The organism is Halobacterium sp. CBA1126 (assembly GCF_009741975.1).
Classification (GTDB): domain Archaea; phylum Halobacteriota; class Halobacteria; order Halobacteriales; family Halobacteriaceae; genus Halobacterium.
This window is the reverse complement of record NZ_WPCF01000076.1, coordinates 1-12,856: the sequence shown is the minus strand read 5'-3', so window position 1 is coordinate 12,856 and position 12,856 is coordinate 1. Positions and strand designations below refer to the sequence as shown.

Sequence of the window (12,856 nt, the reverse complement as noted above, 5' to 3'; positions counted from 1 at the left end):
CCCCGTCTTCGCCGCCATCACGTCGTGGGTGCTGTTCGGCACGGGCGTCACGCCCGCCACCGCCCTCGGCTTCCTCGTCGTCGTCACGGGCGTTGCCGTCCTCGAACGACAGGTCGTAAGAGAGGAGCTCGGCCGCGCCTACCGGCGACTCAGTCACGCAGCGTAGCGCAGAGCCGGGGCAACGCGGTCGCTGTAACAGGTCGATTATACGCGCGGCGGAGCCGCGCGTTTTCACCGCTCGCCGCTGGCGAGCGGGCTTTTTTAGCGTAGATTTTTTGCGCGATAGGTTCCCGCAGGCCGCGCCGTCAGGCGCGGCCGAGGAAACCCGAGCGCAAAAAAGGTACTATTGGAACCCGATGTGGCCGCCCTGTTCGCGGCGGGTCTCGGGGTTCTGGCTGCCCTTGAACTGCTCTTCGACGCGGTCGTAGTAGTCCATGAGGTCTTCCGTGACGGTGGGGCGGACGTCCTCCATGCCGCGGCGGAAGTGCCGCATCTCGACTTCTTCGGCGTCTTCGTCCTCGCGGAGCGCTTCGATGGCGGCTTCGCGGGTGATGTTCGCGAGGTCGCTGCCGACGTAGCCGTCCGTGACCTCGGCGAGTTCGCGGAGGCTGACGTCGGGCGCGAGCGGGATGTCCTGGGTGTGAATCCTCAGAATCTGCTCGCGGCCTTCGATGTCGGGCTGGCCGACCTGGACGAGGCGGTCGAAGCGCCCGGAGCGGATGAGCGCGGGGTCGATGATGTCGGGGCGGTTGGTCGCGGCGATGACCATCACTTCCTCCATCTCCTCGAGGCCGTCGAGCTCCGTGAGCAGCTGGTTGACGACGCGCTCGGAGACGTTGTTCCCGACTTCCTGGCCGCGGCCGGGCGCGAGGCTGTCGAGCTCGTCGAAGAAGATGACCGTCGGGGAGACCTGCCGGGCCTTCCGGAACGTCTGCCGGATGGCCTTCTCGGACTCGCCGACCCACTTGCTGAGCAGCTGGGGGCCGCGGACGCTGATGAAGTTGGCGTTGGTCTCGTTGGCGACGGCCTTCGCCATGAGGGTCTTCCCGGTCCCGGGCGGGCCGTAGAGGAGCACGCCGGCGGGCGGGTCGATGCCCATGCGGGTGAACTTCTCGGGCTGGTTGAGCGGCCACTCGACGGCCTCCTTGATGTCGGTCTTCGCGTCGTCGAGGCCGCCGACGTCGTCCCACGAGAGCTTCGGGAGCTCGACGAGGACCTCCCGCATCGCGGAGGGCTCGACCTCGTTGAGCGCGCCCTTGAAGTCGTCGCGCTTGACGATCATCCGGTCGATGAGGCTCGGCGGGATGTCCTCCTCGTCGAGGTCGATCTCGGGGAGGTAGCGCCGGAGCGCGCGCATCGCGGCCTCCTTCGTGAGGCTCTCGATGTCGGCGCCGACGAAGCCGTGGGTGTCGTCGGCGAGCGACGAGAGGTTCACGTCGTCGCTGAGCGGCATGCCGCGGGTGTGAATCTTCAGAATCTCCTCGCGGCCGACCTCGTCGGGGACGCCGATCTCGATCTCGCGGTCGAAGCGGCCGGGGCGGCGGAGCGCGGGGTCGACGGCGTCGACGCGGTTCGTCGCCGCGATGACGATGACCTGCCCGCGGCCTTCGAGGCCGTCCATCATCGTCAGCAGCTGGGCGACGACGCGGCGCTCGACCTCGCCGGTGACGTCCTCGCGCTTCGGCGCGATGGAGTCCAGTTCGTCGATGAAGATGATGGACGGCGAGTCCTCCTTCGCGTCCTCGAAGATCTCCCGGAGCTGCTGCTCGGACTCGCCGTAGTACTTGGAGATGATCTCGGGGCCGGCGATGGAGAAGAAGCTCGCCGACGTCTCGTTGGCGACGGCCTTCGCCAGCAGCGTCTTCCCCGTGCCGGGCGGGCCGTGCAGGAGCACGCCCTGCGGCGGTTCGATGCCGAGCTTCTGGAAGATCTGGGGGTGTTTCATCGGGAGTTCGACCATCTCCCGGACGCGCTGGATCTCGTTCTCGAGGCCGCCGATGTCCTCGTAGGTGATGCCGCCGCCCGTGCGCTCGAAGCCGCTGATGGGCTCCTCGCGGAGCTCGACGTCCGTGTCCTCCGTGATGAGGCAGACGCCCTCCGGCTCGGTCTCGACGGCGATGAGCGGGATGGCCTGCCCCGGGGAGCGCATGAACGGGTGGTTCGTGCTCGACATCACGGGGACGATGTCCCGCGAGACGACCGGGCGCTTCAGAATCTGGCGCTTCACCATGCCGGCGGCGTCGCTGCCGAACTGGACGCTGGCGTCCTCCGGCGGCGCGAGCACGAGCCGGTCGGCCTTCTCGGCGTCGGCCTTCCGGATCTTCACGCGCTCGCCGATGCCGACGTCCGCGTTCTGGCGGGTGAACCCGTCGATGCGGATGGTGTCGGTGTTCCAGTCCTGCCGGTCGGCGCGCCAGACCTTCGCGGCGGTCGTCTCGGCACCCTCGATCTCGATGATGTCTCCCGGACTGAGCTTCAGGTGGAGGAGCGTGTCGGGGTCGAGGCGAGCGATGCCCCTGCCCGAGTCGTTCGGGTAGGCTTTCGCGACCTCGAGTTGGACTTCGTTCATGATTGGAGGCTACGGCGGATGTGTGCGAATCCGACGTCGTAACGGAAGTACTTTCCGCCACACCTCACCGTGGCTGTCAACAACTACCACACGAAGCGTGAAAGGCGTGCTGTCTCCCGCTCGTTCTGCCGGAACCCGAGTCACTCCTCGCGGTGCCGCTCCAGCGCCTCCTCGAGCGTGAGCTCGCCGCGGGCCACCCGCCGCGCGAGCGCCTCCGTGATGGTGCGGTTCTGCTCGCTCTCCTCGCGCGAGCGGCTCTTGATGACCTGAATTTCGCCCTCCGTCGGCTCGATGGACCGCCCCTCGATTTCCTCGCCGGCCATCAGCGCGATGTTCGCCGCCGCGAGCACGTCGCCCATCCCGCGGGCGCCCGGCCCGAGGAACGGCGTCGTCCCCGTCTCGTCGACGAGCTCCACGCGCACGTCGTCGAGGCCGTCGATGATGCGCGCGCCCTCCAGCCGCGCGCCGTCACCAACGCGAACCACGGCGTCGTCCTCGTCGGCGACCTCCTCGCGGACGACCTCCGCGGCCCGGTCGATCGGGACCTGGAACGCCGCGACCACCATGCCGCCGCGCAGTACTGCGATGCCGGGCCGCGTCCCCGGGTCGACGCCGACCACTGTCCGCCCCTCGCCGCCGCGCAGGTAGACCAGCGCCTCTTCGACGGTCTGGCGTGCGCGCTCGGGGTCCGCGACCACGACCGGCACGTCCGCCTCGACGTCCTCGCCGGCCGTGACGACCACCGCTGCGCGCTCGGGAACCGGGTCGCTGGGCTCGACCGTCGTGAACTCGACATCGCGGTCCCGCAGCTCCTCGACGACCTCGTGGTACACTTCGAAGTCCGCCGTCGCGACGACTATCACGGCCTGTGGTGGGCGCCCCCGCGCCAAAAACACACCGGGGGTCTTTTGCCCGGGAGCGACCAACCGAGGGGTAGTGAGCGACGACACCCACATCTCGACGGGCTGCGACGTCCTCGACGACCTCCTCGGCGGGGGCGTCGAGCGCGGCACCGTCACGCAGGTCTACGGGCCGCCCGGCGCCGGCAAGACGAACGTCGCGCTCTCGACCGCCGTGGAGGTCGCCGCCGAGGGCGGGACGGCGGTCTACGTCGACACCGAGGGGCTCTCCGTCGAGCGCTTCGACCAGATTCTGCAGGCGCGCGCCGACGACCCCGAGGCCGCCTCCGGTAACATCGTCGTCTCGGACGCCCACGACTTCGAGGAGCAGGCCGAGGCCGTCCGCGACGCCGCGGACTTCGCCGAGCGCGCGGACCTCGTCGTCCTCGACTCCGCGACGGGGTTCTACCGCCTCGAGCGCGACGCCGACGACGGCGGCGACGCGCTCCGCCGGGTCGCCGACCAGATTACGCATCTGCTGTCGCTGGCGCGCAAACACGACCTCGCGGTCGTCGTCACGAACCAGGTGTTCACGGACGTCGACAGCGACAGCGACCGCGTCCGCCCGCTCGGGGGCCACACGCTCAACCACTGGACGGGCGTCGTGCTGCGCGTCGACCGCTTCCGCGGCGGCAACCGCCGCGCCACCCTCGAGAAACACCGCTCGAAGCCCGAGGGCGAGCACGCCCGCTTCGAAATCACGGACGCGGGCATCGAAGGAGCCGAGAACGCCCAGTACTGACTACCGGCTCGCGCGGTACTCGCCGTGCTTCATCCCGAGGAAGAACGAGACGACGGCGAACGCTATCATCGACGGCAGCACCATCGTGAAGACGGTGTCGGTACCCATCACGTTCGCGGACGCGAGTCCGACGACGCCCACCGCGACGATTGCCACGAGGATGCCGACCGCTCGCGTGAAGTCGTACTCCATGTCCGCGCCTTCGGACGAGCCCGCAAAATAGGTTCGCGAACCCGCGGCAGTCGCCACGAACAACATCCGCGAAGGGGGAGCGAAGCGACCCGTGAGCGGTTCACCGGACGAACGATCAGAGCGAGTGAGTCCGGGCCGACGAGCGACCACCGCGCCCGGAGGGCGCGACGGGAGCTAGGAGGCTTTTTCCGCAAGTTTTTGCCGAGCAAGCGGCGCACAGCGCCGCGAGCGCAGCGCAAAAAGTGCTTCTTACAGCTCGTTCAGCTTGCGGAGGAGCTGGCCTTCGTACTCCTCGTCGTGTTCGATGCCCTTGTGTTCGAGGACGTTGCGTTCGAGGGTGTCCAGCGCCATGTAGAAGGCGTTGTCCGCGCCGTAGCCTTCGCCGGTGCCGGCCATCTGGCCCTTGTTGGTGCGGAGGCGGATCTGGGCCTGAATCAGGGGAGTGCCGCGGAGCTTCTCCTTGTGCTTGTGGAGGCGGACGTGGGCGTGGTGGACGTTCATGTCGCTGTACTTGTTCGCGACCTGTTCGATGCGCTCCTGGACCTCTTCGCGGGCGAGCGCGTCGAGCAGGTCGATGTTCGTGATCTGGACGTCCATGCGCTCCTCTTCGGTGTACGAGAGCGCGCGCAGGACGTCCGTCTTCGTCAGCACACCGCCGACCACGCGGTCGTCGTCGGCTGGCGTGACGACGAGCCCGGAGTAGTCGTTGTCGAGCATGGTCTCGACGGCGTCCTGGACGTTGTCCTCGACGGAGACCGTCTCGACGGGGCTGGACATCACGTCGTAGACGGGGAGGTCGAGCATGCGTTCGACTTCGCCGCGGCGGTCGCCGCGGGTGGTCTTGGAGACGTCGCGGACGACGAAGTCCACGACGTCGTGGACGGTGACGACGCCCGTGAGGAAGCCGTCCTCGTCGACGACCGGGAGCCGCGAGATGCCGTTCTCGCGGAGGCGGTTGATGACGGTGCCCATGTCGTCGTCCTCCGTGACGGTGACGACGTTCTCGCTGAAGATCTGGCCGACGGTGAGCGCGTCTAGGTTGTCGAGGACGGCCTCGAGGATGCCGTCCTCGGTGACGACCCCCCAGAGCTCGCCGGCCTCGAAGACGGGCGCGATCTTGGTGCCGCCCTCGACGAGCATTCGCGCGGTGTCGCGGACGTCCTCCGTCCGGTCGACTTTCGGCGCGGGCACGGTGAGCGCGGCGACGCGCGTGTCGTCCTCGATGTGCGACCCGAGCAGCTGGCGTTGCGTGATGACCCCCTCGTACTGGCCGGCTTCGGTGACGATGATGCCCTTCGGGTTCTCCTCCTCGAAGATAGAGCGCACCTTCCCCAACCGTTGTTCGGCTTCGACCTCGATGTAGTCGTTCGTCGCGATGTCAGAGATATCCATGGGCGTTCATTCGGAACGTCACGGACCAGCGCCTTCAACCTTGTTGCGACCCTCAACGTTCCGGACTCCCTCCCACGGTTTTGGTGGTGGAACACGTACTGTGGCTCGTGCCCCCACCGTTCGTCCCCGACGTCGGCGCCGTCTTCGGCCCGTACACGTACCTCGCGTCGGAGGTCGCGTTCGGCGCGCTCGCCGTCGGACTGCTCTACCGGGCGGGCGCGCTCCGGCGCGCCGCGGTCACCGTCGCGGCGCTGTACCCGATCGCGTACGTCTGGGACTGGTACACCCTCACCATCGGCGTGTTCGCCATCCGACTCCGCACCGGCGTTGACTTCCTCGGCATCCCCGTCGAGGAGCACGTCTTCATGGTGGTCGTGCCCGCGCTCGTCGTCGCGTTCCACGAGACCATCCACGGGCAGGATTGAAGACCGTCGGCGTGGTAGCGAGACACATGGGCGACCGCGCGTGCTGGCTGTCGTTCTGTTCGAACTGCGACGCGCAGGTCACCGTCGTCGACGACGAGTGCCCGGACTGCGGGGCCGAGCTCGACGAGTAGGCCGCGCGCTCGAGTGACTACGCGACGGCGAGCACGCGCACGTCGAAAATCAGGGTCTTCCCCGCGAGCTCGTGGTTGAAGTCCACCACGACGTGGTCGTCGGTGACCGCGGTGACGTCGCCGTGGAGGCCGTTCTCGGCTTCCACGTGGAGCCCGACCTCGGGCGGTTCGCCGACCATCGCCTCGAACGCCTCGGGGTCGTACTCGCGGACGCGCTCCGGGTCGTGCTCGCCGTACGCCGCTTCGGGCGGCACCGTCACCTCGGCTTCCTCGTCGACGCGCATCCCGACCACCGCGTCCTCGAGGCCCTCGATGACGTCGCCGCGGCCGACGGTGAACGACAGCGGCTCGTACTCGTCGCGGTCCTTGCCCTGCGCCTCCAGGAGGCCGTGTTCGGCGGCGACCTCGGGGTCGGAGGTGGCGAAGACGCTCCCGTTCTCGAAGCGGCCGACGTACGCGAGACGGACCCGGTCGCCGGGTTCGATTGGTCCCGTCACGGCTCCCCCCGCAGGTCGTACAGCCGGCGGAACGCGGTCGGCGGGAATCGTAGCTCCACGCGGCTCGGCGGCCGGCCCTTCCCCGCGCGCTGTTCGGCCTGCACGCGTTCGACGACGCCGCTCTCCGCGAGCTCGTAGAGGTAGCGCTTGACGGTCCCCGCCGAGAGGTCGACGGCCGCGCTGACCGCCTCGGTGGTCGCCGTCACGGACGCCCGGTGATCGGCGTCGAGGTCGACGAGCTCGCGGAGCACGCGCTGCTTGTTCGCCGGGAGCGCGAGCACGCGCCCCAGCGACACCGAGGGGTCGGGCACCTCCGCAATCGCCGCGTCGACGTCCTCGGGCGCGAGCCGGTCGCGGTCCGCGCGGCTCGCGCGGTCGGTCGCGACGAACAGCGCCGCGAGCGCGTCGTGGGCGTTCCCGTCGGCCCACTCAGCGATACGGCGCGCGAGCTCGTGGGTGAGCGCCTGCTGAGCGAGCCCCTCCGAGGCGCGGGCCATCAGCACGTCCACGAGCACCTGCCGGCGGTACGGGGCCACGCGAATCGTCGTCGCGGTGTACTCCGCGAGCGCGGTCTCCGCCGGGGGCTGGCGGCCGACGGCGAGCCAGCTCGCGTTACTCGGCAGGCCCGCGAACAACTCGACGAGGCGGTCGCGTCGGTGCTGTCCGGCGCGCCGACGTGGTCGACGCCGACGACGACGCCCGCCCGCGACCGGCCGACGCGCTCGCGGAGGCGCTCGCGGATCTCCTCGGTGCCGATGCCGTGCTCGGGCACGCGGTCGTCGACGAGCGCGTCCAGCACGCGGTGGTAGAACGCGAACTCGCTGGTCGTCTCGCGGGCGTCGACGTAGACGAACCCGGGCGCGGTCGGCGACCCCGCGCGCGTGCTCGTGTAGATGACGGACTGGGTCTGCGTCGAGAGCCGTTCGAGGTGGCCGAACAGCGCGGTGACGACGGCGGTCTTCCCCGCGCCGCAGGGGCCGTGGACGTACGCGTTCGGCGGCAGCCGCCCGTCGAACACCGGGTCGAGGTGGTCGAGCAGGCGCTCGAGGACGGGGCCGCGGTCCGACGGCTCGTCGAGGTGCGTGACCGGCGCCAGCGCCTCGTAGTCCTGCACGAGCCGCGGGCCGGCGTCCCGGCGCTGTCGTCGCTTTATCCGCGCGTCGATGTCCATGAGAGGGTGAGTCGTTCGTTATCCACGCTACCAACCACGGAGTAAAAAGGACCGGGGTTGGGGCGGTTCAGATCCCGAGGTACGCCGCGTTCGGGAGCACGCCGAGCAGGTGGAGGACGCCGACGGCCAACATCAGCACCGCGATGGCGATGGCGGGCGGGTCGACGTGCGTCCCCGAGTGCGAGTAGAACACGCGCTGGCCGAGTTCGCCGACGAGGCCGCTGACCGCGCCGAGCGCGCCGGCGGCGAGCAACGCGACGGCCTCGCTGCCGGCCATCGGGAGCGCGACGACCGCGCCGACCGCGCCCAGCAGCGTGATGTGGTGGGTGACGGGAATCTTCTCCACGCCGAGCTCGAGGAACAGGAGGCTCATCGCGGAGATGCCGTAGCCCATGAAGATGCTCCCGGTCTGCAGCCAGATGTAGCCCGCGAGCACGCCGCCGACGAGCCCGATTGCGGTGACCCCGGACCAGCGGTACTGGTGGGGGAGCCACGGCTCGGTCGCCAGCCGCGCCGTCTCGGTGCCGCCGTCCGTGGCGGCGCGTTTCTCCTCGCGCTCGAACGGCGTCATGTCGAGGAACCCGGAGCCGGCGGGCCGCCCGAGCAGCGGGTAGCCGAAGGCGACGCGCGCGACGAGCGCGGTCAGCACGACGGAGACCGCGATGCCGTCCGTGGGCGCGCCGAGGCCGCCGAGGACGCGCGCGACGAGCATCCCGAGCGCCCCGAACACCGCGCCCACTGCGAGGATGTCCGGCTTCGTGCCGAACGCGTACGCGATGTTCTTCCCGAAGTGGTAGTCCCAGCCGTCGGGCGACATCTCGGGGTACTTCTTGCCCGCGTACGCGGAGGCCGCGACGCCGCCCGCGAACGCGATGTGCGGGCCGGTGACGGCGCCGAAGCCGATCACGCCGGTGATGCCGGTCGCGATTTCGCCCCGCGGGACCGCCTCGATGGTGCCGATCTGGCGCTCGAGGATGGCGATGCCCTCCCCGAGGAAGACGACGAACCCCGTGAAGATGAACGACGGCAGCGCGCCGAGCGCGGCGCCGAACGCGCCGCCCGCCAGCGCCGTGAGCAGGAGCACGACGAACGGCTCGACTTCCATGCCGACGACCGGTAGCTGGAGGACGCCGTACATCGGTCAGTCCTCCTGCGCCCAGTCGAGCGAGCGCTCGACGGCGTCGCCCCACCGGTCGTACATCCCGTCGGCCTTCGCGGCGTCCATCTCGGGTTCGAACTCCCGGTCGACCTGCCAGTTCGAGCGGAGCTCGTCGACGTCGTCCCAGTAGCCGACGGCGAGGCCGGCGGCGTACGCGGACCCGAGCGCGGTGGTCTCGTCGACCTCGGGGCGAACGATGTTCGTCTGGATGATGTCCGACTGGAGCTGGCAGAGGAAGTTGTTCTTCACCGCGCCGCCGTCCACGCGCAGCGACGTGGTCTCGACGCCGGAGTCGGCCTCCATCGCCTCCGCGATGTCCCGGGTCTGGTAGGCGATGGACTCGAGGGTCGCGCGGACGATGTGTTTCTTCTCCGTGCCGCGGGTCATCCCGACGATGGTGCCGCGGGCGCGGCCGTCCCAGTGGGGCGCGCCGAGGCCCGTGAACGCCGGGACCATGTAGACGCCCTCCGTCGACTCGGCGGAGCGCGCGAGCTCCGCGGTCTGGGCGGCGTTGTTGATGAGGTCGACGTCCTCGAGCCACTCGATGGCGGCGCCCGTGACGAAGATAGAGCCCTCGAGCGCGTACTGGACGGGCTCGCCGGAGCGCTGGAAGCCGATGGTGGTGAGGAGGCCGTGGTCGGACTCGACGGCCTCGTTGCCCGTGTTCATGAGGTAGAACGACCCCGTGCCGTAGGTGTTCTTGGCGTCGCCCTCGTCGAAGCACGTCTGGCCGAACAGCGCGGCCTGCTGGTCGCCGAGCGCGCCCGCGACGGGGACCTCGGCGCCGAGGAAGCCGTCCGGGTCGGTGTGGCCGTAGAGGTCCTCGTCGGAGGACGGCCGCACCTCGGGCAGCATCTCGCGGGGGACGTCGAACTCGGCGAGGAGGTCGTCGTCCCACTCGAGGTCCCGGATGTTGTACAGCATCGTCCGGGAGGCGTTCGAGACGTCCGTGATGTGGTTCCCGGTCAGGTTGTAGACGAGCCACGCGTCGATGGTGCCCATGAGGAGTTCGCCCTCGCGGGCGCGGTCGCGGAGGTCCTGCGTGCGGGAGGTCTGGAGCTTCAGCGGTTCGGCGTTGTCCAGAATCCACTCGGTCTTCGTCGCGGAGAAGTACGCGTCGGCCTCGAGGCCGGTCTTCTCGCGGATCTCCTCGACGCGGCCGTCGGCCTCGAGCTCCTCCACGCGGTCGGTGGTGCGGCGGTCCTGCCAGACGAGCGCGTTGTGGACGGGTTTGCCGCTGGCGGCGTCCCAGACGACGGTGGTCTCGCGCTGGTTCGTGATGCCGAGCGCCTCCAGCTGCGAGGCTTCGAGGCCCGCGCTCTCGAGGCCCTCGGTGACGACCGTCTTCGTGTTCTCCCAGATTTCGACGGGGTCGTGTTCGACCCAGCCGGGTTCGGGGTAGTGCTGTTCGTGTCGTTCGTAGGCGTTCGCGACGACCTGCCCGCTGTGGTCGAAGACCATGAAGCGGGTCCCGGTCGTCCCCTGGTCTATCGAGCCGACGTAGGTGGCTGGCATGAGTTGGTGGCTCCGTGTGGCGGCCGATTAGTTTACCGACTTCGCCGCTCTGGGAGTAAATTAGAACGAACTATAATAAACGTTACTGTGGGTCGGGCGGTGCGGGTAAAGACGTGTCTCGCCGCTGCGGACCGCAACTCTCCACGCAAACGGCCGCTCCACGCCTTCCGCGTCTGCCGCGTAACGACGGAGTGTAGCGCCTGGCGTGGCTCGCTATCGCCCCGGTTCCCGGCCAATTTTACTGTGGAGTCGGATTCTACGATAAAATAAAGTGCGTGGCCGCCGAACCCGAGCACAGATGGCATCGGCACCACACATCGCCGTCGTCGGCGGCGGTTCGACGGGCACGGGGGTGGCCCGCGACCTCGCGATGCGGGGGTTCGACGTGACGCTCGTCGAACAGGGGAACCTCACGCACGGGACGACCGGCCGGATGCACGGCCTCCTGCACAGCGGCGGCCGGTACGCCGTCGCCGACCAGGCGAGCGCCGAGGAGTGCATCGCGGAGAACCGCGTGCTCCGGGACATCGCCGCCCACTGCGTCGAGGAGACGGGCGGTCTCTTCGTGAAGCGCCCCGAGGACGCCGAGGAGTACTTCCAGGAGAAGCTCCGCGGCTGCGAGGCCTGCGGCATCCCCGCGGACGTGCTCTCCGGCGCGGAGGCCCGCGAGCTGGAGCCCCACCTCGCCAAGGACGTCGAGAAGGCGATCGCCGTGCCGGACGGCGCCGTCGACCCGTTCCGACTCGTCGTCGCGAACGCGGCGAGCGCGCAGGAACACGGCGCCCGCATCGAGACCCACTCCACCGTCACGGACGTGCTCGTGGAGGCCGGCGAAGTGGTCGGCCTCGAAGTCGCCCACGACTCCGGCCCCGGCAAGCACGTCCACGGCACCGAAGGCGGCACGGAGGAGCTCCGGGTCGACCACGTGGTCAACGCGGCTGGCGCGTGGGCGGGCCGCGTCGGCGACATGGCGGGCGTGGACGTCGCGGTCCGCCCGTCGAAGGGCGTGATGACGGTGACGAACGTCCGGCAGGTCGACACGGTCATCAACCGCTGTCGGCCGAAGGGCGACGCCGACATCGTGGTGCCACACGAGACGACCGCCATCCTCGGGACGACCGACGTGGAGGTCGACGACCCCGAGGACTACCCCGAGGAGCAGTGGGAGGTCGACGAGCTGATCGACACGCTCTCGGAGCTCGTGCCGATGCTCGCGGAGGCGCGGACGGTTCGCTCGTTCTGGGGCGTCCGCCCGCTGTACGAGCCGCCGGACGTCGGCAGCGACGACCCCACGGACATCACGCGGGACTTCTTCCTGCTGGACCACGCCGACCGCGACGCGCTCCCCGGGATGACGACCGTCGTCGGCGGGAAGTTCACGACCTACCGGATGATGGCCGAGTCGGTCGCCGACCACGTCTGCGACCGGTTCGCGTCGACGCCGACTGCCGGACGGCGGACGTGCCGCTGCCCGGCAGCGAGGAGTTCTCGGTGCTCCGGGACTACATGGACGAGTTCGGCCTGCGCTCGCCGATCGGCCGGCGGAGCGTCGAACGCCTCGGGTCGCGGGCGGACGACGTGCTCGACGTCGACGGCCCGAACCCCGTGGTCTGCGAGTGCGAGGGCGTCACGCGCGCGGAACTGCAGGACGCCATCGGGCAGTCGGGGTCGGACCTCAACGCCGTCCGCATCCGCACCCGCGCCTCCATGGGGAACTGTCAGGGCGGCATCTGCGCGCACCGGATGGCCAGCGAACTCCACGGCGAGTACGACGAGGAGACCGCGAGGCGCGCGTGGGACGACCTCCTGCAGGAGCGCTGGAAGGGCCAGCGGCACGCGCTCTGGGGCGAACAGCTCTCGCAGGCGATGCTGAACTACGCGCTGCACGCCACCACGCAGAACCGCGACCGCGACCCCGCGGACGGCGAGGCCGTCGACTTCGCGGCGTTCGACGCCGGTCCGCCGGAGCCCCGCGCGGACGGAGGCAACCGTGGCGATTGACTCGGAGGTCCTCGTCGTCGGCGGCGGGCTCGCGGGCCTGACGAGCGCGCTCGCCGCGGCCCGCGCGGGCGCCGACACCCGCCTCGTCTCGTACAAGCAGAGCACGCTCCGGCACGCCTCCGGGCTCGTGGACGTGCTCGGCTACGCGCCCGACGGCGAGGGG

The 12,856-nt window shown here is 69.8% G+C and carries 10 protein-coding genes and 2 pseudogenes; 4 read left to right on the top strand and 8 right to left on the bottom strand.

Annotated elements, in window-relative coordinates:
* Nucleotides 1–343 precede the first annotated feature (343 nt).
* Nucleotides 344–2,569, bottom strand: coding sequence for a CDC48 family AAA ATPase (locus GJ634_RS10860; RefSeq protein WP_157502806.1), 2,226 nt, complete (start codon nucleotides 2,567–2,569; stop codon nucleotides 344–346).
* A 140-nt stretch (nucleotides 2,570–2,709) separates the two neighbouring features.
* Nucleotides 2,710–3,432 carry a hypothetical protein gene (locus GJ634_RS10855; protein WP_331714120.1) on the bottom strand — a complete coding sequence of 241 codons (723 nt, stop codon included), beginning with the start codon at nucleotides 3,430–3,432 and terminating at the stop codon, nucleotides 2,710–2,712.
* 73 nt (nucleotides 3,433–3,505) lie between these two features.
* On the opposite strand from GJ634_RS10855, the gene radB reads away from it, so the two are divergent.
* Nucleotides 3,506–4,210, top strand: coding sequence for a DNA repair and recombination protein RadB (gene radB, locus GJ634_RS10850; protein ID WP_331714119.1), 705 nt, complete (start codon nucleotides 3,506–3,508; stop codon nucleotides 4,208–4,210).
* Here radB and GJ634_RS10845 read toward each other — a convergent pair whose 3' ends face one another.
* Both GJ634_RS10845 and GJ634_RS10840 read right to left on the bottom strand, forming a co-directional pair.
* Nucleotides 4,211–4,402 carry a hypothetical protein gene (locus GJ634_RS10845; protein ID WP_157502804.1) on the bottom strand — a complete coding sequence of 64 codons (192 nt, stop codon included), beginning with the start codon at nucleotides 4,400–4,402 and terminating at the stop codon, nucleotides 4,211–4,213.
* A 249-nt stretch (nucleotides 4,403–4,651) separates the two neighbouring features.
* Nucleotides 4,652–5,794: a CBS domain-containing protein gene (locus GJ634_RS10840; RefSeq protein WP_157502803.1), complete on the bottom strand. Its 1,143-nt coding sequence runs from the start codon at nucleotides 5,792–5,794 to the stop codon at nucleotides 4,652–4,654.
* Between the two features lie 107 nt (nucleotides 5,795–5,901).
* On the opposite strand from GJ634_RS10840, the gene GJ634_RS10835 reads away from it, so the two are divergent.
* Nucleotides 5,902–6,219 carry a lycopene cyclase domain-containing protein gene (locus tag GJ634_RS10835; protein ID WP_331714117.1) on the top strand — a complete coding sequence of 106 codons (318 nt, stop codon included), beginning with the start codon at nucleotides 5,902–5,904 and terminating at the stop codon, nucleotides 6,217–6,219.
* Between the two features lie 148 nt (nucleotides 6,220–6,367).
* Here GJ634_RS10835 and GJ634_RS10830 read toward each other — a convergent pair whose 3' ends face one another.
* The 4 genes and pseudogenes from GJ634_RS10830 to glpK form a co-directional block, all read right to left on the bottom strand.
* On the bottom strand, nucleotides 6,368–6,847 hold the full coding sequence (locus GJ634_RS10830; protein WP_331714116.1) for a peptidylprolyl isomerase: 480 nt from the start codon (nucleotides 6,845–6,847) through the stop codon (nucleotides 6,368–6,370).
* Nucleotides 6,844–8,018: pseudogene (locus GJ634_RS10825) on the bottom strand (Cdc6/Cdc18 family protein). Before GJ634_RS10825 ends, GJ634_RS10830 begins: the two are co-directional and overlap by 4 nt.
* Before the next feature lie 67 nt (nucleotides 8,019–8,085).
* A complete protein-coding gene (locus tag GJ634_RS10820; RefSeq protein WP_157502802.1) occupies nucleotides 8,086–9,156 on the bottom strand; it encodes a hypothetical protein in 1,071 nt (356 codons plus the stop codon).
* A 3-nt stretch (nucleotides 9,157–9,159) separates the two neighbouring features.
* Nucleotides 9,160–10,692 (bottom strand): glycerol kinase GlpK, encoded by a 1,533-nt coding sequence (glpK, locus tag GJ634_RS10815; protein WP_157502801.1) that lies wholly within the window; start codon nucleotides 10,690–10,692, stop codon nucleotides 9,160–9,162.
* A 298-nt stretch (nucleotides 10,693–10,990) separates the two neighbouring features.
* Between glpK and glpA the strand changes: the two are divergent.
* Nucleotides 10,991–12,693 (top strand): annotated as a pseudogene (glpA, locus tag GJ634_RS10810) (anaerobic glycerol-3-phosphate dehydrogenase subunit GlpA).
* Nucleotides 12,683–12,856 (top strand): FAD-binding protein (locus GJ634_RS10805; RefSeq protein ID WP_331714121.1); only part of this gene is annotated, 174 nt, incomplete at its 3' end. The pseudogene glpA and the gene GJ634_RS10805, both read left to right, overlap by 11 nt.

What these genes read in the sequence shown, in the direction of transcription:
- GJ634_RS10860 (WP_157502806.1), bottom strand. Translation starts at nt 2,569, where the DNA reads ATGAACGAAGTCCAACTCGAGGTCGCGAAAGCCTACCCGAACGACTCG.
- GJ634_RS10845 (WP_157502804.1), bottom strand. Translation starts at nt 4,402, where the DNA reads ATGGAGTACGACTTCACGCGAGCGGTCGGCATCCTCGTGGCAATCGTC.
- GJ634_RS10840 (WP_157502803.1), bottom strand. Translation starts at nt 5,794, where the DNA reads ATGGATATCTCTGACATCGCGACGAACGACTACATCGAGGTCGAAGCC.
- GJ634_RS10820 (WP_157502802.1), bottom strand. Translation starts at nt 9,156, where the DNA reads ATGTACGGCGTCCTCCAGCTACCGGTCGTCGGCATGGAAGTCGAGCCG.
- glpK (WP_157502801.1), bottom strand. Translation starts at nt 10,692, where the DNA reads ATGCCAGCCACCTACGTCGGCTCGATAGACCAGGGGACGACCGGGACC.